The organism is Streptomyces similanensis (assembly GCF_039543625.1).
In the GTDB taxonomy this organism is placed as follows: Bacteria; Actinomycetota; Actinomycetes; order Streptomycetales; family Streptomycetaceae; genus Streptomyces; species Streptomyces similanensis.
In genome coordinates this window covers 1-23,556 of the sequence record NZ_BAABKC010000149.1, presented here as the reverse complement: position 1 = coordinate 23,556, position 23,556 = coordinate 1, and the positions used below count along the sequence as shown (strand labels likewise).

The 23,556-nt window shown below is 69.0% G+C and carries 16 protein-coding genes and 2 pseudogenes; 11 read left to right on the top strand and 7 right to left on the bottom strand.

The genetic code is table 11. The annotated features are described in order from the left end of the window. Positions 1-5,704, top strand: a 5,704-nt coding sequence (locus ABEB07_RS38665; protein ID WP_425589153.1) for a DNRLRE domain-containing protein, incomplete at its 5' end; no start/stop codon positions are given. 9 nt (positions 5,705-5,713) lie between these two features. Beyond that, positions 5,714-6,220 (top strand): hypothetical protein, encoded by a 507-nt coding sequence (locus tag ABEB07_RS38660; protein WP_345672721.1) that lies wholly within the window; start codon positions 5,714-5,716, stop codon positions 6,218-6,220. A 238-nt stretch (positions 6,221-6,458) separates the two neighbouring features. On the opposite strand, the gene ABEB07_RS38655 is transcribed toward ABEB07_RS38660, so the two are convergent. The 3 genes and pseudogenes from ABEB07_RS38655 to ABEB07_RS39370 all read right to left on the bottom strand — a co-directional run. Further along, positions 6,459-7,675, bottom strand: a protein-coding gene (locus ABEB07_RS38655) for an IS3 family transposase (RefSeq protein ID WP_345672719.1) whose coding sequence is annotated in 2 segments (ribosomal slippage) — positions 6,459-7,420 and positions 7,420-7,675 — 1,218 coding nt in all. Because the reading frame shifts where the segments join, the coding sequence is not laid out codon by codon here. 484 nt (positions 7,676-8,159) lie between these two features. Then, on the bottom strand, positions 8,160-8,669 hold the full coding sequence (locus tag ABEB07_RS38650; protein ID WP_345672717.1) for a hypothetical protein: 510 nt from the start codon (positions 8,667-8,669) through the stop codon (positions 8,160-8,162). 383 nt (positions 8,670-9,052) lie between these two features. Continuing rightward, positions 9,053-9,160: pseudogene (locus ABEB07_RS39370) on the bottom strand (transposase); the annotation flags it as partial. Between the two features lie 854 nt (positions 9,161-10,014). Between ABEB07_RS39370 and ABEB07_RS38640 the strand changes: the two are divergent. From ABEB07_RS38640 to ABEB07_RS38620, 5 genes are all read left to right on the top strand, one after another. Next, entirely contained in the window at positions 10,015-11,727 is a 1,713-nt protein-coding gene (locus ABEB07_RS38640; protein WP_345672716.1) for a chloride channel protein, read from the top strand. Between the two features lie 99 nt (positions 11,728-11,826). After that, on the top strand, positions 11,827-12,345 hold the full coding sequence (locus ABEB07_RS38635; RefSeq protein WP_345672714.1) for a MarR family winged helix-turn-helix transcriptional regulator: 519 nt from the start codon (positions 11,827-11,829) through the stop codon (positions 12,343-12,345). A 238-nt stretch (positions 12,346-12,583) separates the two neighbouring features. Next, a complete protein-coding gene (locus tag ABEB07_RS38630) occupies positions 12,584-13,672 on the top strand; it encodes a PP2C family protein-serine/threonine phosphatase (protein ID WP_345672713.1) in 1,089 nt (362 codons plus the stop codon). Positions 13,673-13,897: 225 nt separating this feature from the next. Further along, positions 13,898-14,032, top strand: a complete 135-nt coding sequence (locus ABEB07_RS38625) for a hypothetical protein (RefSeq protein ID WP_345672712.1) — start codon at positions 13,898-13,900, stop codon at positions 14,030-14,032. Between the two features lie 37 nt (positions 14,033-14,069). Further along, the gene (locus ABEB07_RS38620; RefSeq protein ID WP_345672711.1) at positions 14,070-14,573 is read left to right on the top strand and encodes a nitroreductase family deazaflavin-dependent oxidoreductase; all 504 of its coding nucleotides are present in this window, start codon (positions 14,070-14,072) and stop codon (positions 14,571-14,573) included. A gap of 110 nt (positions 14,574-14,683) precedes the next feature. Here the strand turns inward: ABEB07_RS38620 and ABEB07_RS38615 are convergent, their stop codons facing one another. Further along, entirely contained in the window at positions 14,684-14,902 is a 219-nt protein-coding gene (locus tag ABEB07_RS38615) for a hypothetical protein (RefSeq protein WP_345672709.1), read from the bottom strand. Between the two features lie 480 nt (positions 14,903-15,382). On the opposite strand from ABEB07_RS38615, the gene ABEB07_RS38610 reads away from it, so the two are divergent. Beyond that, positions 15,383-16,714 (top strand): DUF389 domain-containing protein, encoded by a 1,332-nt coding sequence (locus tag ABEB07_RS38610; RefSeq protein ID WP_345672707.1) that lies wholly within the window; start codon positions 15,383-15,385, stop codon positions 16,712-16,714. Here ABEB07_RS38610 and ABEB07_RS38605 read toward each other — a convergent pair. Continuing rightward, positions 16,695-17,120, bottom strand: a complete 426-nt coding sequence (locus ABEB07_RS38605; protein ID WP_345672706.1) for an STAS domain-containing protein — start codon at positions 17,118-17,120, stop codon at positions 16,695-16,697. The genes ABEB07_RS38610 and ABEB07_RS38605 overlap by 20 nt on opposite strands. Positions 17,121-17,546: 426 nt before the next feature. Next, positions 17,547-18,719: a permease gene (locus ABEB07_RS38600; RefSeq protein ID WP_345672722.1), complete on the bottom strand. Its 1,173-nt coding sequence runs from the start codon at positions 18,717-18,719 to the stop codon at positions 17,547-17,549. Positions 18,720-19,052: 333 nt separating this feature from the next. Here ABEB07_RS38600 and ABEB07_RS38595 point away from each other — a divergent pair, with 333 nt between their 5' ends. Beyond that, positions 19,053-20,708, top strand: a complete 1,656-nt coding sequence (locus tag ABEB07_RS38595; protein WP_345672705.1) for a penicillin-binding transpeptidase domain-containing protein — start codon at positions 19,053-19,055, stop codon at positions 20,706-20,708. Between the two features lie 55 nt (positions 20,709-20,763). On the opposite strand, the pseudogene ABEB07_RS38590 reads toward ABEB07_RS38595, so the two are convergent. Next, positions 20,764-21,749, bottom strand: a pseudogene (locus ABEB07_RS38590) (radical SAM protein); the annotation flags it as partial. A gap of 366 nt (positions 21,750-22,115) precedes the next feature. Between ABEB07_RS38590 and ABEB07_RS38585 the strand changes: the two are divergent. Continuing rightward, positions 22,116-22,430 carry a hypothetical protein gene (locus tag ABEB07_RS38585; protein WP_345672704.1) on the top strand — a complete coding sequence of 105 codons (315 nt, stop codon included), beginning with the start codon at positions 22,116-22,118 and terminating at the stop codon, positions 22,428-22,430. Beyond that, entirely contained in the window at positions 22,415-23,371 is a 957-nt protein-coding gene (locus tag ABEB07_RS38580; protein WP_345672703.1) for a cation:proton antiporter domain-containing protein, read from the top strand. The genes ABEB07_RS38585 and ABEB07_RS38580 overlap by 16 nt, the downstream gene beginning before the upstream one ends. Positions 23,372-23,556: the final 185 nt, after the last annotated feature.

Genomic DNA, 23,556 nt, shown 5'->3' with positions numbered 1-23,556 from the left:
TCCGGTGCTGGACGGGCCGAAGGCCACCTACCGCGATGCGGTTCCGGGCGCTGATGTGGTGGTGGAGGCCACGCGCACCGGTTTCGAGCAGTACGTCACCATCAAGCAGCGCCCCGCCTCCGACGGTTACGCCTACACCATGCCGCTGAAGGCCAAGGGCCTGAAGGCGGCGCAGCAGGCCGACGGCAGTGTGGTGTTCACCGATGCCAAGACGGGCAAGAGGCGTGCGGTGATGCCCGCGCCGGTGATGTGGGACGCCACCACCGACAAGGTCTCCGGTGAGCACACCCACCGGGCGAAGGTCGGCTTGAAGGTCGTCCAGCACGGCTCCAGCATCGACCTGGTCTTCACCCCGGACGCCGGCTTCCTCGCCGATCCGAAGACACAGTTCCCGGTCACGGTGGACCCGTCCACCGCGGCGTTGAGCAACGTCTTCGACACCTACGTTCAGCAGGGTGAGACGGTCGACTGGTCGGCCGACACCGAGCTGGACCTGGGCAACCCGGGTACGAAGAACGCCGACGGCACCGCGCGGACCGCGCGGTCGTTCATCACGTGGAACACCGCGCCGTTCGCCGACGCGCTGGTCTCCTCCGCGAAGCTGTCGCTGTGGAACTTCCACTCGGGCAACACCGACTGCAAGGCGTACGGGTGGGAGGTCTGGGACACCGGCAAGCCCTCGACCTCCTCGCGCTGGACCGCTCAGCCGGCGTGGAACCAGAAGTTCGCTACATCGACCGCGACGACCGGCAACCCGGGCTGTTCGACGCAGCCGGACGGCTGGATCAGCGCTGATGTCACGACGCTCGCGCAGACCTGGTCGTCGGCGAAGAACACGACGTCCAACATGGGCCTGCGGGCCACGGACGAGGCATCGAGCCTGCCGTGGAAGCGGATGAACTCCGCGAACGCGGCGTCCAATCCGCCCAAGCTGACCGTCACCTACAACTACCGTCCCCGGACGGGCACGGACCAGCAGGCCGGCCCGCCGTTCTTCAAGGACTCCAAGGGCACCTGGTACGTCAACACCCTCACCCCGACCTTGCGGGACACCTTCGCCGACCCGAACAACGACAAGGTCCAGGGTTTCTTCCAGATAGCCGACAACGCCACCGGCACCCAGGTCGGCTCCAACCTGACCTCGGCGTTCGTGCCGGCCGGGCAGCCGGCGTCGGTGACCGTGCCGGCGGGGCTGCTGGTCAACGGCAAGACGTACAAGTTCCGCACCACCCCTTACGACGGCACCAGCTACAACCTCGAGTGGTCGCCGTACGCGGTGTTCACCGTCGACACCTCCGCGCCCTCCGCGCCGGCGTCGGTGACCTCCACCGACTACCCTTCCGACCAGTGGGCCAAGGGCGCAGGTCAAGCGGGCAAGTTCACCGTCACCCCGCCTGCCGGTGACCAGAACGGCATCGAGTGGTCGCTGGACGGCACCACCTGGACCAAGGTCGCCACCAACGGCGCGACCACGCCGGTGGCCTTCAACGTCACCCCCGCGAAGGCGGGCACCAACACCTTGCAGGTGCGGGCCACCGACAAGGCGGACAACAAGTCCGAGGCCGTGTCGTACACCTTCCACGTCGGCCCGGGCGGCGTCACCTCCCCTGACGACGGCACCCGCACCGCCGCCCGCGTCCCGCTGGCCGCGGAAGCCGACGGGGCCAAGTACGACAAGGTCACCTTCTCCTGGCGCCGCGGCGATGCCGACACCTGGACCCCGATCCCCGCAGGTGACGTCGCCAACGCCGGGCAGCCGCTTACCTCGTGGCCGCTTGCCCTGACCGGGGGCAAGAGTCCGCGCCTGACGTGGAGCGCCACCTCGACCGTCGACCCGGACGGCACCGTGCAGGTGCGGGCGGACTTCACCGGCCCAAACAGTGCTGCCACCTCGTCCGATCCGATCAGCGTGGTCGTGGACCGCGCCGCTGACGGCGCGGCCACCGACCAGGTCGGGCCGGGTTCGGTGAACCTGCTGACAGGCGACTACACCCTCTCGGGCACCGACGCCTCCTTCTACGGCATGACGGTGACCCGCACCGCTTCCTCCCGCACCCCGCAGGCCGGGGCGGCTCAGGAGGGGCAGGCGCCGATCTTCGGCAAGGAGTGGCTGTCCGGCACGACCGCGGAAGCGGTCGACTCCGACTACACGCAGATCGTGAAGACCTCGGCCACCTCGCTGAACGTGGTCACTGCCGAGGGCGACACGATCACATTCACATCCAACGCCGCCAAGACCGGCTGGGTGCCCGAGCCCGGCTCGGAGGACCTGACCCTCAAGGGCTCATTCACCTCCGGTGACTTCACCCTGTCCGACAACGACGGCACGGTGACCACCTTCTCCAAAGTGAACTCCTCGGCGACGACGTGGACGGTGAGTAGCTCGCTGGCCGACGGCCTGGCGAACTCCACCACCAAGGTGGTTTCCGAAGCCGTCACCTCCGGTGGCAAGACCCTGGCCCGACCCAAGCGGATCATCGCCTCCACCACCGCCACCACTCTGGGTGCCTGCGACGCCGACCCCTCTACCAAGGGCTGTCGGGTGCTGGAGTTCGTCTACCCGACGACCACCACCGCCACGAGCAGCTCCTTCGGTGACTTTGCTGGGCAGGCGTCGCAGATCAAGCTGTGGTCCACCGCTCCCGGCGCGTCCACCGCGACCGCCGTGGCGGTCGCCCAGTACGCCTACGACGACGCCGGTCGGCTTCGCGAGCAGTGGGACCCGCGGATCAGCCCTGCGCTGAAGACCGCCTACGCCTATGACAGCGCTGGACGTGTCACCACCCTCACCCCGCCCGGACAGCTGGCCTGGACCCTCTCCTACGGCAAGGCCGGCTCCAACCCGGCAGCCGGTGACGGCATGCTCCTGAAGGCTTCCCGTGCCACGCTCACCCCGGGCAGCGCGAGCCAGACCAACGGCACCGCCACCACCACCGTCGTCTACGGAGTCCCGCTGACCGGCAGCGCGGCCCCCGAGGATCTCGGCGCGAGTGCGTCCGCGTCCTGGGGCCAGAGCGACATCCCGACGGATGCCACCGCGGTCTTCCCCGTCGACCAAGTGCCCGCCTCCAACGACGGCACCGGTCTGACGGCTGGCGCCTACACCCGGGCCAGTATCCACTACCTCGATGCCTCCGGACGCGAGGTGAATACGGCCGCCCCTGGTCACCACGTCTCGGTGACCGAGTACGACCAGTTCGGCAACACAGTCCGTACCCTGACCGCGGGCAACCGCGAACTCGCCCTGGGCGCCACCCAGGCGCAGAAGGACCAGCTCACCGCCCTGGGCATCAACGCCCTGGGCTCCGCAGAGCGCGCCCAGCTGCTGTCCACCACCTCCGTCTACAGTACTGACGGCCAGCGGGAGACCGACACCTACGGCCCGCTGCACCAGATCACCCTGGCGGCCTACCTCACCAGCGGCACCACTACTTTGGCCGCCGCGGGCAGCCAGGTGATGGCCCGCGAGCACACCGTCAGGGAGTACGACACCGGCCGCCCGACCGACGGCACCGCCACGGTCAAGAACCAGGTCACCAAGCAGACCGTCGGCGCGCAGCCACGTTCCTGGCCGGACTTGCTTGCCGATGCACGGATGACCTCGACCGCCTACGACTGGGTCAAGGGCCTGCCCACCTCCACCACCCAGGACCCGGGTGGCCTGGCGATCAACACCACCACCGGCTATGACGACCAGGGCCGGGTCATCAAGACCAGCCAGCCCGCCTCCAGCGGGACGGACGCCGGTACGACCATCACCACCTACTACACCGGTGACGGGACCGGCACCTGCGGTGGTCGCCCCGAGTGGGCCGACGCAGTCTGCCAGACCGGGCCGGCTGCGGCCATCACCGGTGGCGGCTCCAACCCCACCACGCTGCCCACCAAGACCACCCAGTACGACCGGTGGGGCAACTCCACCACCGTTACGGAGACGTCAGGCAGCACGACCCGGACCACCACCAACGGCTATGACGGCGCCGGTCGGCTGACGACGGTCACCGTCTCGGGCGGTCTGGGCACCGCTATCCCTGCAGTGACCACGACCTACGACACTGCCACCGGCCAGGCAACCAAGCAGACCTCGACCGTCGGCGGCACGGTCACCAAGGCGTACGACGAGCTCGGCCGCCTGATGTCCTACACGGACGCCGACAACGCAACCACCACCACCGAGTACGACGCGCTGGACCGGCCCACCAAGGTCACCGACAGCGTGCCGTCGACCACCACCTACTCCTACGACACCGCCGTCGACCCGCGCGGGCTCACCACGTCGATGACCGACTCGGTCGCCGGCACCTTCAGCGCCCGCTACGACGCCGACGGCGATCTGGCCACCCAGGGCCTGCCCGGCGGGTACACCATGGCCGAGGACCAGGACCCGGACGGCACCGCCACCACCCGCACCTACACCCGCGACAGCGACGGCAGCGTGCTGCTCTCCGACAGCATCTCTGCCACCGTCCACGGGCAGTGGGCCACCCACTCCGGCACCCCCGGGGTGACCGCCTCGCAGACCTACGCCTACGACAAGGCCGGGCGCCTGACCCAGGTGCAGGACACCACCCCGGACGCGGTGTGCACCACCCGCACCTACACCTTCGACAAGAACACCAACCGCAAGGCCCTGGCCACCGCCGCCGCCGCTGTCGGGGCGGACTGCACAACCAGCGGAGCGACCACCACCACCAGCACCTATGACAGTGGCGACCGGCTGGTGAACAGCGGCTACACCTACGACCCGTTCGGCCGAACCACCGCCCTGCCCGGCACCACACTCGACTACTACACCAACGACCTGGTCCGCCAGCAGACGGCCGGCACCCAGCGCCAGACCTGGACGCTGGACTCCGCGCTGCGCTTCCGCGGCTGGACCACGGAGAGCAACAGCGGCGGTACCTGGACACAGACCGCATCCAAGCTCAACCACTACGACTCCGACAGCGACAACCCTCGCTGGACCGTGGAGGACACCTCCACCGGTTCCCTGACGCGCAGCATCGACGGCCTCGACGGCAACCTCGCCGCCACCACCACGAAGACCGGCGGCACCGTCCTCCAGCTGAACGACCTGCACGGCGACACCGCCCTGCAACTGCCCGCCGACACGTCGACCGCGCCGACCGTCCTCGACTACGACGAGTACGGCAACCCACGCACCGGGCAGGCCGCCACCCGCTACGGCTGGCTCGGCGCCAAGCAGCGCTCCAGCGAGACCCCGACCGGCCTCACCCTCATGGGCGTTCGCCTCTACAACTCCGACACCGGACGTTTCCTGTCGGTCGACCCCGTTCCCGGTGGCTCGGCCAACGCCTATGACTACGTCGCTCAGGACCCGGTGAATGGCACCGACCTCGACGGCCGCTGTTTTTGGGACGGCTGCGTGGCAGAAGGGTACGGCGCCTACCTGCTGGGTGCCGCCGCAGTGGGCGGGGCGTACTACCTCTACAAGCACCCGGTCCACGTCAGCTGGCACGTAAGCTGGCATTGGCACTGGCACTTCTTCAAAGCGAAGAAGAACAAGACGAACGGCGGAAAGCGCTACAAGTCACGGAAGGCGGCCGAGTCGAAGGCGCGTGAGGCCGCTAAGCACGGTGGACGCTGCAGGTATCGGGGTCCATGCAGGAAGGGGAACCACGTGCACGTCGACTATTACAACAAGTGGGGCGAGATTTCCCACACGGAGCACTACGGATGGTAGACCTCAGCAATGGCTGAAGAGACTGCAGACGACCTGCTCTCCCTCGCCGACGTACTGGCAGACGCGGTGCGGCTCCACGCACTCCAACTGCACGGCGACCCAGACGACTCAGTAGCGGTCATGTCGGCGGTCAATGGACTGGCCGAAGCGGTCAAGAGATACGCGGACGCCTGCTTCACGGAAACCCGCTGGGGAAATCCGTTCGCAGTCCGAACGGAAAAGGAAGAAACCACTCCGGAAGCCCCATCGAAGGGAAAGAAATCCACGATAGTCACCGTCGAAGCGAAATACTGCATCGGCGTGCGGGACATGAGGGCAGCAAAGAATCTGCTCGCGCGGCGCGGCGTGTCAGGAGACCCTTGCGCGCCTGATGTTTCGGACAACCCAGTTGACGTGGTGACCGCACTGTTCCTAGACGACGGCTGGAACCCCTCAACATACGATCAGTCCGTCATCGAGTTGATCGAGGAAGAGTGGTCCTGCAAGCCACAGCAGACACCGCGAACAGGTAAGTGAAAACAGGTGCCCGTGTCAGCCCGATGGCGGACACGGGCACCTGCGGTTCACCGATGAACGGTGGAAAGCCATCGAGCCCGCCGGATGCGGCGCCCCACGGGACAGCCACCCCCACCTGTGCGACGACTGCAAGCCGTGCCCGAGCAGAGGACCGAGGGCGGTTGGCTCTCACGCTTCCGTCCCGGCTCCGGGTGACAACCGTCGCGTGAGGTGACCCCCGGAGTGTAGACACAGGGGTTCATGCCACGAGTGTGAGTCTATGTCCTCGCTGGTGCTGCTGTTCGAACTCGACAGGTGAGAGGTAGCCGAGCGAGCTGTGGCGTCTGCGGGCGTTGTAGTAGGTGAGCCACTGGAAGATCTCCAGCCGGGCCTGACGAACCGTCGTGAACGTGCCGCGCAAGGCTTCTCTCTTCAGCCCCTGCCAGAACGATTCGGCCAGCGCGTTGTCGTAACTCGACCCGACGCGACCCATGCTCCTGCGGATCTCGAAACGCTCGCTGACCTGGGCGAACGTGGCGGAGGTGTACTGCGATCCCCCGTCCGCGTGGAAGATCAGCCCGGCGACCTGGCCGCCCCGGGCCGCCACTGCCATCGTCAGCGCGTCGACGACCAGTTCCGTCCGCATGTGGGTGGCCATCGACCAGCCCAGCACCCGGCGCGAGCAGATGTCCAGGACGCAGGCCAGATACAGCCACGTGCCGCCGACCTGGACGTATGTGATGTCGCCGCACCACTTCTCGTCCAGCTCCCCGGCCGTGAAGCCGCGTCGGACCAGGTCCGGAGCCGGTGGCGCGAGCTTGTCCGGGACCGTGGTGCGCTTGCGCCTGCGCAGATGCCGGCCCTCGATTGCGTTGACTCGCATCAGCCGTTCGACGCGCTTGCGGTTGACGGTGTGGCCGAAGCCCCGCAGTTCGGCGTGGACCCGGCGGACTCCGTAGGTGCCCTTGTGGTCAGCGTGGATCTCGTGGATCTCGGCGACCAGGGCGTCGTCGGCCACCTGGCGGGCCTGCCGGGCTGCGGTGCCGGCCAGCCACCGGTAGTAGCCCGAACGCGAGGCGCCCAGGACCCGGCATATCCGCTGTACGCCGAAGTCGGCGCGATGGTCGGAGATGAAGTCCCAGCGGCTGGTCATGCCCTCATCTCCCGCGCGAAATACTGGGCCGCCCGCCGCAGGATCTCTCGCTCGAGCTCCCACTCCTTCTCCGCCTTGCGCAGCCGACCCAGCTCTGCTCGCAGCCGGACGAGTTCCTCATCGCGACTCTCGGAGCCCTTTTCACCGCTGCCGGCAGCACGGCCGGCCTGCTCGTCGGCCTGCCGCACCCAGCTCCGCAGCGTCTCGCCGGTCCCCCCGACATCCGCCGCGACCGCGGCATACGTGCGCCTCCCGCCCGCCGCGCGAAACAGCGCCACCGCATCGTTTCTGAACTCCACCGGATATGGAGACTTCCGTCCCACCGGGACACCCTTCCTCGGACCTACAAGATCCATCGTCAGAGTGTCCACACGACGGGAGTCACCTCAGCCCAGCGCGGCACCTCTGCTGAGGACAGACAGCAGTACATCGACAGCGTCGCGGGTGTCAGTCAGGCGGAGACGGAGCCGTCAGGGCAGACGCTCCAGCTGGAAAACACCTGCTTCCCGGCCCGCCCGGAATACGAAAACGTATGTCCGGGCGAACCGGTTGGCCTCCGCCACTGAACCTCCGACCGAGCGCAGGTGGAGGGCGAAGGCCTCTCCAGTTGGCCTCCAGGCTGAGGCGGCTGAACAGACGCGGGCCTTCGAGAGCGGTGCGCGTGCCGAGGGCCCCGCGCATGACCGTTCCCGCAACACCTACTGCGCAGTCCTGGCGCCCTGCTCGCCGGATGCCCGCATCGACGTAGGCCGGTCCTGCCGTCAACGTCGGCAACGGGCCCGGTGCCGTGCTCGACTGAGACCGAGGTCAGAACGCCTTCAGATAGACCCGGGCCTGATCGTCCTCGAGCGCCTGGACATAGATGTCGATCCACTGCACGTTCTTGCGGCGATCGTCTTTCACGCACGGGGGGCAGACACCGGCCGAGCGGGCTCCCTTCAGCGTTTGGGGCTCGGCCAACTGGAGGTGCCGGAACAGCTCGCCATCCGGCGCGAAGTCAGCCGTCTTCACCTTCAGCGGTTCTTCGGGACGAAGGTCCGCCGCGATGCCTTCGGCGTTCTTCTCGCTGGTGACGAACGAGAGGAGGTAGATGTCCTCCTGGGGGTTGATCTGCACAGCTCCCTTGACCTCGGTCGCGCCCTTGGGCGCCGTCACGTTCATGAACGCCGACGCCTCGGGCGCGCCGGCGTTCTCATCCCACCGCGAGGCGCGCCCGTCGGTCGCACGGCGATCGTCCGTGTCCGGGGTGGAGCAGGCGGACAGCAGAAGGGTGGCTGCCACTGCCGCGGTGAGGAGGGCGCCTCGTTTGATCGTCACCGGTTCTCCTCGTCGCCGCGGGAGACGTCGCCGCGGGTTCCCTCTCGTCCTTGGTTCGGCGGGTTCACCGTCGGTTTCGCATCGCTGTCCAGGTCGTACGTGTACGTGGAGCTGCTGCCTCGCATGTCGAACTCCCGAGCAAGTCCGGTCTTGTGCAACCGTCCCATCTCGGAGTCCGGGATCACCACGCCTCCGGGGAAGGTGGTCGACTTGCCGGCGTCCCAGTTGTACCGGTCCCACACGTTGGCCTGGTAGTCGAGCGAAACCCTGGGCTTGCCGTCCGCTCCGAGGGTGACGGTGACCATCCCCGACACGTTCTGCTGGTGGGAGCCGACCGCGTGGAACCACTCGTCACTCCGGAATCCCGGTGTCGCAGCCGAAGTTTTGACGAGGTCATCGATGGAGCGGGTAGAGACGCCGTGGACGTATGCCTCCATGGTGACCGTGTAGAGGGCCTGGTCGATGCGTCGCCGGCGTTCGAGGAGGCTGGGAAGAAGCTTCCGGCCCGTACGGTGCCGATCTTTGTGGTGGCCTTGGCCTCGATCAGTTCCTGCCACAGCTTTTCGGCGACCTCGTGGACGAGTTCAAGACCATCGGCCGAAGGTAGTGACGCAAGCAGGCGAAGTAGGTCATGCTGGGACGCCGTGCATCTCTCGGGGTCAACTCGCCCTTTCACCTAGGACAGTTGCACGGTGGCCTGCCAGCTGAGCAGGGCACAGTCACCGGCAGACGGGGTAGCCGGGAGAGCGGAACCCGCGCACTCGGCCGGGGAGATCCCCTACACCACACAGTGGGACGCCATCTCACGGAGTCCGGCGTCGACCGTGCCTGCCGCGGCATACCCAACATCGCCGCCCGCCGCATACGGGACACCTCTAGCGAGTGGCGTAGCCGCGCTACTGCTTCAGGTGGTGTATGCAGCGCTCTGCAGTGTTGTGCTGTTTGGTAGCTCCGGTGGTGGTGCGGATCCTTGCAGGCATCTCAACCGCGTCGACGGCAAAGACAGCACCTGGTAGCCCGGGGGGCCGACGCCACACTTCGAGAGACGTGGCCGGCGTCGGACTTCGCGGCCTGCCCTGCCGGATCCCGTGCCGGCGGTCGGCGATCGATCGACGCTGGTGGTCTCTGATGCTGAGCACACCTTTCCGTAATGTGGGATGGATGTTCCGTTTACTACTCCGGAGTGGCACCCTTGACAAGCTTTGCATAATGCAAATGTGAGGAAGGGGAACGAGTGACTGTCACTGAGGACGTCAGGGACGATAAGAGGGCGCGGGGCCCGGTCGGATCGCGTGTCAAGCCGTCCGCCGCCCTGGCGCGCCGACGTTCGGCGTCGTGGGCTCCGATGGTGTTCGCCGTGGTGATCGGGGCCGGCGCCGGCGCGGGATCGATCGTCTTCCGCTGGTGCATCACCACCTTCACCCACCTGTTCTCCGGGCACGCCGACTACGCGGCTGACCCAGGATCCGGCAACCCGCATGTGTCGTGGCTCGGCCCCTGCTTCGTGATCCTTGCCCCGGTGGTCGGGGGGCTGCTCTACGGTCCGCTGGTGCAGCGGTTCGCCAAGGAAGCGAGGGGGCACGGAGTTCCCGAGGTGATGCTGGCGGTCGCCCAGCGCGGCGGGCGCATCAGCCCCAAGGTCGCCGTCGTCAAGACGCTCGCCTCCGCCCTGACCATCGGTTCGGGCGGCTCGGTCGGCCGGGAGGGCCCGATCGTGCAGATCGGCTCGGCGCTCGGCTCCACGCTCGGCCGCCTGGCCAGGGCGAGCGAGGAGCGGATGCGACTGCTGGTCGCCTGCGGCGCCGCGGGCGGGATCGCCGCCACGTTCAACGCGCCGCTGGCCGGTGTCTTCTTCGCGATGGAGCTGATCCTCGGCACCTTCAGCGCGGAGGCGTTCGGCGCGACGGTCCTGGCCAGCGTCACGGCGAGCGTGATCGGCCGCGCCGCCTTCGGCGACACCGCCTTCCTCACCTTGCCGGACTTCCACGTCGACCACCTCGCGCAGTACGGCCTGTTCGCCCTGCTCGGTGTCGTCGCGGCCGTGGTCGGCGTGGGCTTCTCCAGGGCCCTGTACCTGGTCGAGGACGCCTGCGACTGGGCCTGGCGCGGTCCTGAATGGCTGCGTCCCGCGGTCGGCGGGCTGCTGCTGGGCCTGGTGCTGCTGGCCCTGCCGCAGATGTACGGCGTCGGCTACCCGGTGCTGCAGAAGGCGACCGAGGGCGGGTACGCCGTAGGCTTCCTGCTTCTGCTGATGCTGGGCAAGATGCTCGCGACCAGCCTGACCATCGGCATCGGCGGCTCGGGCGGGGTGTTCGCGCCCAGCCTCTTCATCGGGGCGATGCTCGGCTCCGCCTACGGCGTCGTCGCCCACCGTCTGCTGCCGGCGTCCGCCGGAGCCGTGGGGGCCTACGCACTGGTCGCCATGGGCGCGGTGTTCGCCGGGGCGGCCCGTGCCCCGATCACCGCGGTGGTGATCCTCTTCGAGCTGACCGGCGAGTACTCGATCATTCTGCCGCTGATGCTGGCCATCGTGCTCGCCACGGCGACCGGCCGACTGCTGACCCGCGACACGATCTACACCCTCAAACTCCGGCGTCGCGGCATCGACCTCGACGGCCCGGCCTCCGGAGCTCCGATCGGTGGGCAGCCCGTGAGCGCCGTCATGGAACCGTTGCCCTCTGCCCTGGCCGCCTCGACCTCGCTGGAGGACGCGTCCGACCTGCTGAGCCGGTCCGGCCACGGCGCCCTTCCGGTCGTCGGCGACGCGGGGGAGTACGTCGGCGTCGTCACCGCGCGGGCGCTGGCCGAAGCCCTCGCGGAGCAGCCGCAGGCCGCGCCGGGACGGATCGGCCGCCTCGCCGAGCCGCCCGCGATCGTGACCGCGGACCAGTCGCTCGCCCAAGCCATGCACACCCTGTTGTCGGCGGCCGGCACCGGCCTGCCGGTCCTGGACGAACCGAACGGCAAGCCGGTCGGCTGGCTCAGCCACCAGAGCGCGCTACGCGCCGTTCACACGAGCCGACCGCAACCTGTGCGCAGCCCGTCACGAGCGGCTTGAGCGTGACCGGCGTCGGTGTGAGGAGGACGGTTGCCGAGCGTCCCGCCCCACTGGGGTGCTCGTGAACCAGCGGTCGTCGCGGCACGGTAGAAAGGAGGCATGGCAGAGCGCGAAGTCCCGGCAGGGGCGATGGATGACGTCGACGTGGTCACCCGGGAGGTGCTGACCGCCTCCAGGCTGTTGGTGGCGATCTCCGCCCGTTCCCTGGCGGAGGTCGAGGACAAGGTGACCCTGCCGCAGTTCCGGATGCTGGTCGTCCTGTTCACCCGGGGCGCCACCAAGCTGGTCACGCTCGCCGAACTGCTCCAGGTGGCGCCCTCGACGGCGATGCGCATGGTGGACCGGTTGATCGCCGCCGGTCTGGCCGACCGGCAGTCGAAACCGGACAACCGACGCGAGACGTTGTTGACGCTCACCGAGGAAGGGCAGCGCACCGTCGAGGATGTCACGACGCGGCGCCGAGGTGAGATCGCCCGCATCGTGGAGCGGCTGAGCCCGACACAGCGGCTGGCCCTGATAGAAGCGCTGGCCGCCTTCAACCGCGCCGGAGGAGAGCCCCGGGCCCAGCATGGGGCCGGTGAGGAGACAGTGCCTCTGGGCTGGGCCGACTGGCGCTGACCGCCACGGGCGGTGGTTGGGAGCGAGCCCGGACGGGCACCCGTGCCTCGACGTCGGCCGCATCGCACAACCGGGCGTGGCCCCAGCGGCGAGCGGACCACGCCATGAGTTCCGGCTTCGATTCGGTAAAGGCCGAGGAACGCATGGCCATCTCTGTGCAACTTTTGCATAGTCTAAACATCAAGGGGTGCCGATCCGCAGCGCAGCCCTGAGCCGCCGTCGATCACTGGAGCACCGCATGACCGACCAGAGGGTGCTGTCCGCGCCGCGCGTGCTGGCGTGGATGCCGACGGCTGTGATGGTGGTCGTGGCGGTCGCGGATGTCGTGTCGGGGCCGGGAGTCGGCTTCCTGCCGCTGGTGTCGCTGGGGCCCGCCTTCGCCGGCCTCGTCGGAGGGTGGCGAAGGACGGCGCTGTTCGGGGGAGCGGCGCTCGTCCTGTGCGTCGGACTCGGGCTGTATGACGGCCTGTTCGAGGAGCGTCGGGGGTTCACCGCGATGATCTCGGTGGCGGGGGTGACCGGTGTGGGAATCGCCGCGGCCGTCATGCGAGGACGCAGTGAGGCGGAGCTGGCCAGCGTACGGTCGATCGCCGAGGTCGCCCAGCGGGTGCTGCTCAGGCCGGTGCCGTTGACCGCGGGGCCGGTGCGGGCCGCGGTGTCCTACATCGCCGCCGTCGCGGAGGCGCGCATCGGCGGGGACCTGTACGAGCTGGTGGCCTCGCCGCACGGCATCCGGGTGATCGTCGGCGACGTACAGGGCAAGGGACTCGCGGCGGTGGAGACGGCCGCGGTGGTGCTCGGCGCCTTCCGTGAGGCCGCCCACGAGGAACCGGACCTGCTGGGCCTGGGCGAGCGCCTGGAGCGGAGCGTGGAACGTGAGGTGGGGGACGAGAAGTTCGTGACCGCGGTCCTCGCACAGATCGGCACGGACGGCGAAGTGATCTTCCTCAACTACGGCCACCCGGCGCCCATGTTCGTGCGCCGGGACGGCACCGCCCACTTCCCGCAGCCGCCCGCCTATGCCCTACCGCTGGGCCTGGGCGCCCACGAAGGCGATGCGCCGAAGCCCTACCGTGTCGCGTTCGCCCCGGGCGACCAGCTCCTGATGTACACCGACGGCGTGTCCGAGGCGCGGGACGAAAACGGCGCCTTCTACCCGCTGACCGACCGTGCCGCCCTGCTCACGGAGGCCGATGTCCACCGCTCGCTGGAGGCGCTGCGCCAAGACCTCCTGCGGCATACCGCCGGGCCGCCGCACGACGACGCCGCGATGCTCCTGCTGCGGTATCGCGGGCCGGGGAAGACGCCTTTCCCGGCCACGGAGTGACGACGGCGAAGGCGAGGCGAGGGTCTTCCCCTACGACATGAGAGGAACGAGAACGTGACATCCCGGCCCGTGCACGACCGCGAGGACGCGACCACGCCCGGGCTCGGCGCTTGGTGTTGTCCGCGACCGCCGGGGCGGGGGAAGAGGGCGGCGACCGTCGTCGTGCACACACCCACCGGAGACGACGGCCGCCGGGTTTCCGTGCGGGACGAGGTGGTGGGGGTCGTGCGAAATCCGGACGACGTCATACGCCTGGTCCGTCGCCTCGGAGTCGACCTGGAGACCGAGGAGATCGGTCGCACACCTTTGATCGAATGGCGCGGTGGCGGCCCCTGCGTCTGGCGGATCGACGGCGTCTGAGGACAGTCGGCGGACCTTCCCCGTACGAAAGACGAAGATGATCCACACGCAGCGTACTCATCGCCCCGCCCCTCCCACCGGGTGGCGAGGTCTCGCCGCCCGGCTCCCGGTGCTGGTCTACCGCATGGGACTGGGCGCACTCTTCGGCGAGCGGCTGCTCCTGCTGCACCACACCGGCCGCGTCAGCGGACAGGACCGGCGAGCGGTCCTCGAAGTGTTGGAGAGCGACTCACGGGCCGGTACGTGGGTCGTCGCCTCCGGCTTCGGCCAAAGGACCGCCTGGTACCAGAACCTGCTCGCCGAGCCACAGACTGTCATCCAGTGCGGCAACCGCCATCACGCCGTCACCGCGCACTTCCTCAACCCCGAGGAGGGTGCCGACATCATGGCGCGCTACGCCCGCCGCCACCCACGCACCGCCCGCCGCCTGTGTGCGTTCCTCGGGCTCCCGGCCGACGGTGCCGAAGACGGCTTCCGCGATGCCGGCAGGGCCGTTCCCTTCGTCATCCTGCGTGCGGGGAGCGGCTTCCGCCCGAAGTGATCGCCCACTGCTCCGGCGCGAACGGCGCTTCATGTGGGGAAGCCGTGGGGTCGTTCCAGGCCCATGCCGGGCACAGGTGTCGTACTCCCCGCTTCCCTGGAAGATCCGGTTCAGCCGGCGTCCGGAAAGGCGTTACGGAGCCGGGCGACGGCCTGCGCCAGGTCGTCGAAGGCACGCGCCTCCTGCTGCGGTGTGGTGCGGGAAGCCGAGAAGATGCTGTCCTGGCCTCCGCGAGCCCGGGCATACGCGTCGAAGCGGGCGAGGACCTCGTACACCCTCACCTCGGGAGAGACATGAGGTCTTGGCGAACTGCCCTGCTCCTGCGACATCGGCCGGCCTTCTCGAATCGATTGATCACGATATACACGTCACAACGTGGCACCGCCTCTGATGGTTCCAGGTGCACGGAGCGCCGGCGCGGTGAGCGGTAGCCGACACGGGGCCGGCGGACGGGCGTGAGACGTTCCTGCGGGTATGTCGAGGGTGTCCCGTGCTCACCGCCGGCGTATGTCCCGTGGCTCCCGCGTGACGGCTACCGCGCCCAGGAGAGTGAACCGGAAGGCTTTCGGCGGCGATGCGGCCTCCGCGCCGGCCGGTGCGGTGATGATGCGCGTGTGGGTGCTGCCGTCGGCTGCGACGTGGTCGGGGACGGCGTCCGCGCGGAGCGGCGGCGGATGCGGAGGCATGGTGAGCGTTCCCGGACGAGCCGAGGGGAGCGGGAAGCGGTGGTCCGGCCCGCCGGCCGGCGTACGTTTCCTCGCCCCCGGCGGCTCGCGAGCGGCTTCCTCGCGTCCGCAGCGGGCGAACTCGTGACGGACCAGGTCGATGGGGCCGCCGTCCTGCGCATGACCGACGCCCTGTTCATCGAACGCGGTCTGCGAAGCCCCGCGTCCACCCGCTTCTGGGGGCTGCTCGTACTGGCCTCCGTCATCGCCGCCGCCGGCGTGGTCGGTGACTCCACCGCCACGGTCATCGGGGCGATGATCGTCGCTCCGCTCATGACGCCGATCCTCGGCTGTGCCCTGGCGCTCGTCCTGGCCCGCCGCCGACAGGTGGTGCGCAGTGTGCTGCTGGTGCTCGGCGGTGCGCTGGCGGTCGTGGCCATCGGCATGCTGCTCGGCTGGATCGTCTCCCCGCCCGACGCCTTCGCCTCCAACAGCCAGGTCTCCTCGCGGATCAGCCCCCGCCTCATCGACCTGCTCGCGACGCTGGCCACGGGTACGGTCGGCGCGTTCGCGCTCGTCCGCACCGACATCTCCGACACCTTGCCCGGCGTCGCGATCGCCATCTCCCTGGTGCCGCCGCTGGCCGTGACCGGACTGCTGGTCACCGAGCACCGCTACCACGACGCCGGCGAGTCCACCCTGCTGTTCGCCACCAACGTCGCCGCCATCGTCGCCACCGGCACTGTGGTGTTCCTGTGTTACGGCGTCCGGGCGGCGGCCCTGGCGGCGGGACTGTCCGTGGGCCGCCTCCGCGGCCGCACCCTGGCCGCGGTGACATGCGCGCTCGTGCTCGTCGCGGTGCCGTTGACCATCGGCACCGTCAGTGTCGCCCGGGACCGGGCGCTGGCCGCCGCCGCCCGGCCGGTCGCCGAGCACTGGGCCGCAGCCGGTGCGTGGCAGATCGTCTCCGTCGACGCCCGCAGCGGCGTCGTCGTCATCGGTGTACTCGGGCTTCCCCCGCAGCCCGTGCCCACGGCGCTGCGCGCGGCACTCGACCGGCAGGGGATGGGCGACGCGGACCTGGAACTGCATCTGGTCGGCGGTCGCACCCAGTGGTGCCCGGCGAAGTCGGACACGTGCGCGGCCGAGGAGGGTGGAGTACGCGACTGGCCGCTGCCCCGACCGGACGGCGACACACCTGAACTCACACGCGTGCACACGGCGCCCGGCTCGGAGGACCGAATTCGGGCTGCCGCGTGCGCCGAGGCCAGGGCGAGCACGGCGGTCACCCAGGTCCACAGCACGGAGAGAGCCATGTGCCCTGCCGTCGGTCACCGATGCCCCCGCCACAGCCGTGCCGAGAAGCAGGCGAGCTCCATCATCCGGCGCAGCCCCCCGAAGAGGGCTCCTGCCACTTGGCTGCGAACGACTCACGGCGGCGCCAGAGGCGGTTCTTCTACGTGTCCTGGGCAGTGAGCGAGAGGCCCACCCTTTCCGCAGCGGTCCGAACGGCGACGCTGGGCTCGACGAGCAACACGCCGATCCCGGTCAGAGGCAGAGTCTTGCGGATGCTCAGCAGGGTGTACAGGCTCGCGGTGTCGCAGAAGGCGACACCCGACAGGTTGAGCACCAGTGAAGCGATGGTTGAGCGCGCGGCAAATACAGCCAGCTCCTCCCGCAGCGCGCCGGCGCTGTCCACATCGAGTTCTCCGTCAAGATGCAGGATCAATACAGGCGCCGGGCCATCGCTGACCTCAGAACGGAACCGCAGTCCCGTCGAACTGCCCGCGCCCAGCGGCTCGCCCCGACAGGGTGTGATGCATTCTCTTGCGCGCCCGCCATTGCCCGCGTCGTCGTGCGGAGCAGGGCTGGATGATGACATGGCCGGACCTCTCGGACGGTTCGCCTCACAGACGCCGACCAGGCTTCCCGGCACTCCAGGCGCGACCCTCAGGTCCAGCCACTTCGGTATTTTTGCACAGGGCAAAGAAATTCTCCACCAGCGTCATTGCAGTGCTCCGAGTCTGATGGAGGCTCGATTCCCTGAGAGGATCGAGTCATGGCCCGTCCGTTCCCTTACCCCGCCGAGCTTCGTGAGCGTGCGGTGAGCATGGTCGCGGAGCACTGGTGGCCTGGCCGACGTCGCGCTCGGCACAGGGGAGTGGGTCGACTGGTTCCACAACCAGCGCCTCCACCCAGATGTCGGGGACATCCCGCACCACGAGCACGAGACCAACCACGACGCTGAACTCCAGCCTCGACCGGCGGCTGGGTCGACGCATAGCACCTCCACCGGTCCCGGCGCGCTTCAGTGGTGTGAGTGATCCGACCGTTCCTGATCATCCTCCGCACCGGGGCCGCCACCCATCATGCCCAGCATGCTCCGGCCGCCGGTACGCACGAACCGCGTGACCAGAGCTGCGGCCAGCGTGAAGAAGGCGATGTTGAGCCACGTGGTGTAGTTCCAGCTCACCCCACTGTCCGGGACGGTGGCATGAGCGCGGTCCGGAACCAGGCCCAGACCACCGAAGACGAACTCGACGACGTACCCGGCCAGCACCATGGCGGCGTAGAAGGTGCCGAGCACGAAGAGGGCCATCCGCGTGCCGTAGTACTTCCGGTAGATGTTCAGGATGGGCAGGATCAGCAGGTCGGCGAAGAGGAACGCGACGACTCCGCCGAAGCTGATGCCGCCCTTCCACAGCACGACGGCCAGCGGAACGTTGCCCACCGAGCACACGAACGAGGCGATCGCGACCAACGGGCCGATCGCCGGCCCCCACAGCTTCGATGCGAGCGGATGGCCGTCGAAGAAGAAGGTACTCCAGAAGGAGTCCGGCACCCAGGCGGCGATCGCGCCCGCGATCAGCAAGCCGATGACCAGGTCGCGCAGAATCGCCGCCCACTCCATCACGAAGACGTGGGAGACCGAGGTGAAACCGTCACGGGAGAACAGCCGGCGGGCGAAGGACCCCTCCCGCTGGACGGACATGTCCATCGCCGCGTGCCCCTCCATGGAACCGGCCACCCCGCGTTCGGCCTGCTCGCGCGCCCCACGCACCAACCGGTCACGCAGGAACAGGCGGAACAGGACCGCCAACACGATGATCATGAGAGCGCCGCCGGTGAATTCGGCTGCGGTGAACTGCCAGCCCATGAGCAGCGCCAGGATGACGCCGAGTTCCACGACGAGATTGGTGGAGGCTATCTCGAAGGCCATCGCCGCGGTGAAGTCCGCGCCTTTGCGGAACAGGGAACGGGCCAGGGCGACGGCCGCGTAGGAGCATGACGACGAGGCAATGCCCAGTCCGGTTGCGGTCGCCAGGGTGCGAGGCCGGTCGTCACCCAACAGGGAGACCACCGTTGACTTGCGGACCACGGCCTGTACCACGGCGGACAGAGCGAAGCCCAGGACAAGAGCCCAGGCGATCTCCCATGCCATGGAACCGGTGATCGACAGTGCGTGCAAGATCGCGTGCATGAGTCTCCTCCTACCCAGACAGGCCGGATCCACCGTCCGATTCGTATACCTCCGGGGGGTAGACGAGTCGAAGGCCGCGGGGGAGGCCCGTCACGCCGTCTCTGTACACCTCCGGGGCTGGATCACCGCTTCGGGACACGTGTCCAAGGAGGGCCGGCCCATGCGTCACAACCGTGTGGGCGGCTCGGTACCCGGTGCCGGGAGCGGTCCGGGGCCGTGCCAGAGCGATCTTCATGATCCCCGCCCACGTCTCCGACGAGCCTGCTGACGAACTGATAACAATCGTACGCCGAGCTAACATTTGGACAGTGCAAAGAACTTATGATCCACCGCATGAACACGAGTGTGAAGGTCGGTGTTTTCAGTACTTGTGCGGTGGTGCTCGTCGCCGGCGGGGTGGCTACGTACGGCGTCGTCCACGGGCGTGCGTCCAGCTCGGCCGGAGGTGATTCCGAGGCGGGCGGGGGGTTCGACCCGGCCGCGGTGTCCACCGTGCCGCCGTCGAACCCGACGGCGGAGAAGGCGGCTCGCGCGTTCCTGGCCGACTGGTCCGAGCAGCGTCTGCGGCCGGCGGCCGCTGCGACGGACGCACCCGACAGTGCCTCCCGGGCACTGGAGGACTACCGTCAGGGGCTGCACCTGACGAAGCTCGCCTTCAGCCACGTGCGGGCCGCCGGACCGTCCCCCGTGACGGCGGGTGCCACCAAGGTCACTTTCGACGTGACGGCCGAGGTCGCCGGCGGGACCTGGACCTATCCGAATGCGGTGGCGGTGCTGCAGAGCCGAGACGGCCGGTCGGCGGTCCACTGGAACAACTCGGTCCTCTACCCGGGACTCGGCGAACACCAGTCGCTCACCGCCGGTGAGCTGCCGGTGGACACGGGCGCGGCGAAGGTGGTCGCGCGCGACGGCGAAATGGACCTGTCCGCCTTTCCGTCCCTGCGGGACATCGCCGCGACGATCCGCCGGAACGCCGAACCCAGCGGCGGGAGCGGAGGCACCGGCGTCGCCGTCGCGGACTCGGCAGGGGGCGGCGGCAAGACACTCAAGGTGTTCAGCGAAGGCCGGGCGCCGGTCATCAGGACGACCATCGACGCGTCCCTGCAAGCCGTGGCGGAGAAGGCCGTGAAGGACGCGCACCTCCAGGCCAAGCCCGCCGGCGCCGTCGCGCTGGACTGGCGGAACGGTCACATCCTCGCCGTCGCGCACACCGGCCCGGACGGGGACATCGCCATCAACGGCATCAAGTCGCCGGGCTCCACGATGAAGATCGTCACCTCCGCGGCGCTGATCGACCAGGCCGGACTCACGGCGAACAGCCTGGCTCCCTGCACGGACTCGGTGACGGCCAACAACCAGCTGTTCCACAACGACCCCGGTGTGAGGGTGAATCCCGGCTCCACACTCGACCAGGCGTTCACCGTCTCGTGCAACACCTCCTTCATCAAGGAGGGGTTCCGCCATCTCGTGCACGACGGAGACGCCTCGGCGTTGCACGACGAGGCCGTGAACGTCTTCGGCATGGGAAGCTGGTCGATCGGCGGCGGCGTCGCCACCACCGACCCGAGCATCCCCGCCGACGTCCAGGGCGGCGACCAGGCGGCCCAGTTCATCGGGCAGGGCAAGGTCACGGCCACGCCCCTGTTCATGGCGTCCGTGGCGGCGACCGTGCGAGCGGGTGCCTTCAACCAGCCGATCATCCTGCCCGACCAACACCAGGAAACGGCACCGCGTCCCATCTCCGCGCGTACCGCGGGATACTTGAGGACGATGATGCGGGACGTGGCCGCCCGCGGCACCGCGTCGCCGCGACTCGCCGAACTGGCCGACGTCGGCGCTAAGACGGGGACCGCGGAGGAATCGGATCACACCAACGGGTGGCTCACCGCGTTCGGCTCCCGCGTCGCCGTGGCAGCGCTCGTAGAGGGTGGCCGTTCCGGTGTGGACTCCGCCGGGTACGTCGTCCGACACCTGCTGACCGAGTACTGACCAGGTGCGGTGTTCCGGCACGAGGTCCGGTCCCGCCGCCGCTCCGCGTATCTCGTCAACCACGACGATGCGGCTGTTTGGCATGAACGTAGAGTTGTTGCCGGTCACCGACGTCGAGACGGCGCGGCAGCGGGAGCGCGTAGCGCACGAGGCGGCTGTGGTCGGCGAGTTGCCGGGCCGGGTTGTACACACGGTTGAACTTCCACAGCATGCGGGCGAAATCGGTCTGTCCGTGCAGGAGATGCCGCCCGAGCACCTGTGCGGCGCCGAGGGCGGTGCGCCAGCCCAGGTGCTTGCGGTTGATGATGCCCTGGGTGCGGACCAGTTCGCGGTAGAACTCGTCCAGGGGCAGGGCCGTCGGCACGACGGCGTGCTGGATATCGAACAGCCGGTAGTCCCGCGTCGTCAGGCGGCGGGACTCGGTGTGCCAGATCTCGGTTCCCGGACACGGCGTCATGACCGTGAGATGCACGATCTCCGGGACGGAGAGGGCGAACTCGCGGATGATCCGGAAGCGCTCGACGTCCCAGGCGGGGTCCACGACCAGGTTGATGGCGACATTGATGCCCAGCTTCCGGGCCGCTTCCAGGGCACGGAAGGTGTCGTCCGGGCTGACTCCTTTGCGGTGCAGGTCCAGCCCCTCGGCGTCGATCACCTCCATGCCGAGGAACATGTACTTCAGCCCCAGGCGCTCCCAGCGCTCGAAGACGTCGGTGTTGGTCGGTGTTGCGCAGCAGGGCGTCGCTGCGCGTCTCCAGGCGGTACTGCTTGCGGACCCGGCGGCCTTCCACGGCCGCGGCGATGGCGTGTCCGTGCTCGAGGCGGATAAAGGCGACGCCGTCCACAATGAAGACGTTCGGCTCGCGAATGCTCGCCCAGCTCCTCGGCGGCGGCTTCCGGGGACGCCTCGCGGCAGCTGCGGCCGTAGAAGGTCCAGCCGGAGCAGAAGGAGCAGTCCCAGGGACACCCGCGGGCCAACTCGGTGGACGCGCACGGGTCCAGTTCACCGATGAAGTAGCGATCGAGATGGCTCATGAGGTCCCATGAGCGCTCCGAGAATCGGTCACACCAGCCCTCTGACCTGAGACTTCAAGTTGGCGGAGGCTCAGTGCGGGCTCGCCGAGAACGGCCGTAAGGGCGCAGCGGCCGCGCGGCCACCGCGTGGGAAGCGATGCGGGATGTCACCCTGGGCGGCGCCGAGCGGTTCTGGTCACGCCCGTCCGCCGGACGCGGCGCGAGTCCCCGCGCACCACTGCGGTACCCGCGCGGCGGTCGTCGCTCGACTTTGCGGGTTTGCCCTCGGCCTGCCGGTGCAGTCGGCAGGCGTGCCGCCGCGCCGAGCGGCGGCGTATCGGGTATCGGGTACTGAGCAAGCCGGCATGGCGCCGGTGGACAGGGAGCGTGCTGGTGGAGGGTGTGGAGTCGTTCGGCCGGGCTCTGCTGGCGGTCGCGGTGGCGGCGACCGCGGCGGTGCTCTCCAACCGGATCAGCGAACGGACCAGGATTCCCGCTCCGGCGTTCTTCCTGGTGGCCCCCGCCGTCGCCTCCGACCTCGTGCCCCGGCTGGAGCAGTTCCCCATCGCCTCCGTGCAGGACGTCGTGACCGTGGCACTGGTGGTGTTGCTCTTCAACGGCGGCCTGAGCCTGGGATGGCGGCAGTGTCGCGGGCACGCTCGCCACCGCCGCGCTGCTGGCGCTCGCCGCTCATGGCCGGACTCCTGACGACGGCCGGCGGATCCGCGACCGCCACCGCCGGGCAGGTCGCCCTCACGTTCGCCGAGCAGATGGCCGTCGGCGCGGCCGTGGGTCTGGGAGGCGGCTGGGCGCTGAAGCGGTTCATGCAGAAGGTGCCGCTGCCGAACGAGGGGCTGTACCCGCTGCGCACCCTCGCCGGGGCGTTCGTCGTGTACGGGACCGCCACCGCCGCGCACGGATCAGGGTTCCTCGCGGTGTTCACGGCCGGCATCCTGCTGGGCGACGCGCGGGCGCCGTACAAGCGGGAGATCGAACGCTTCCACGCGGCACTGTCCAGCCTCGCCGAGATCGTCGCCTTCACCCTGCTGGGACTGAGCGTCCCGCTCGGCACCTTCGCCGCACAGGGCGCCTGGGCCGACGGTCTGATCCTCGCCGCCCTGCTCGTCCTCGTGGCGCGACCGCTGGCGATGGCGGTGCTGCTGTGGCCGCTGCGTCTGCGGGCCGGCGAGCGCGTGTTCCTGGCGTTCGCCGGCCTCAAGGGCGCCGTGCCGATCCTTCTGGGCAGCTTCGCCCTCAGCGCCCGTCTGCCGCACTCGCAGCAGATGTACGACGTGGTCTTCGTCGTCGTGGCCTTCTCCGTCGTCGTCCCGGGGGCGCTGGTCCCCACCGTGGCCCGCAAGTGCCGTATCCCCATGCGGGCCCAGGAACTGGAACCGTGGGCGCTGGGCGTCCGGCTGCGTGACCGCCCCGAGGGAGCCCGCCGGGTCGTGGTCGAGCCCGGCTCACCGGCCGACGGCCGCGCGGTCGGAGACCTCGACCTCGGTGAACACGTGTGGGTCAGCCTCGCCATCCGAGAGGGCCACCTGCTGCCCGCCAGCGGAGCCACCCGACTGGAGGCGGGCGACGAAGTCCTCCTGCTCACCGATCCCGAACAAGCGAGGGACCCCACCGGCCCATTCCGGCCATGACATGGCGGTGAACACCACCGGATACCCGCTGCTTCGGCACGCACCTGTTTCGCCGCGCCCGTACGCCGGTAGAGAAGGAGACGTGCTCCGGCCGCCCCCCGCATCGCGTGCTCCCACCTAGGCAGTTTCGTTTGGATCACCGGGCGGACCAGAGGAAGATGCCCGCGATGTGGAGTCCGGCCAGG

Bases quoted from the DNA above. Each gene is read 5' to 3' on its own strand.
- ABEB07_RS38580 (WP_345672703.1), top strand. From the start codon at position 22,415: ATGGCCGGACTCCTGACGACGGCCGGCGGATCCGCGACCGCCACCGCC.
- ABEB07_RS38595 (WP_345672705.1), top strand. From the start codon at position 19,053: ATGAACACGAGTGTGAAGGTCGGTGTTTTCAGTACTTGTGCGGTGGTG.
- ABEB07_RS38600 (WP_345672722.1), bottom strand. From the start codon at position 18,719: ATGCACGCGATCTTGCACGCACTGTCGATCACCGGTTCCATGGCATGG.
- ABEB07_RS38615 (WP_345672709.1), bottom strand. From the start codon at position 14,902: ATGTCGCAGGAGCAGGGCAGTTCGCCAAGACCTCATGTCTCTCCCGAG.
- ABEB07_RS38640 (WP_345672716.1), top strand. From the start codon at position 10,015: ATGGTGTTCGCCGTGGTGATCGGGGCCGGCGCCGGCGCGGGATCGATC.
- ABEB07_RS38635 (WP_345672714.1), top strand. From the start codon at position 11,827: ATGGCAGAGCGCGAAGTCCCGGCAGGGGCGATGGATGACGTCGACGTG.
- ABEB07_RS38620 (WP_345672711.1), top strand. From the start codon at position 14,070: ATGATCCACACGCAGCGTACTCATCGCCCCGCCCCTCCCACCGGGTGG.
- ABEB07_RS38630 (WP_345672713.1), top strand. From the start codon at position 12,584: ATGACCGACCAGAGGGTGCTGTCCGCGCCGCGCGTGCTGGCGTGGATG.
- ABEB07_RS38660 (WP_345672721.1), top strand. From the start codon at position 5,714: ATGGCTGAAGAGACTGCAGACGACCTGCTCTCCCTCGCCGACGTACTG.
- ABEB07_RS38605 (WP_345672706.1), bottom strand. From the start codon at position 17,120: ATGTCATCATCCAGCCCTGCTCCGCACGACGACGCGGGCAATGGCGGG.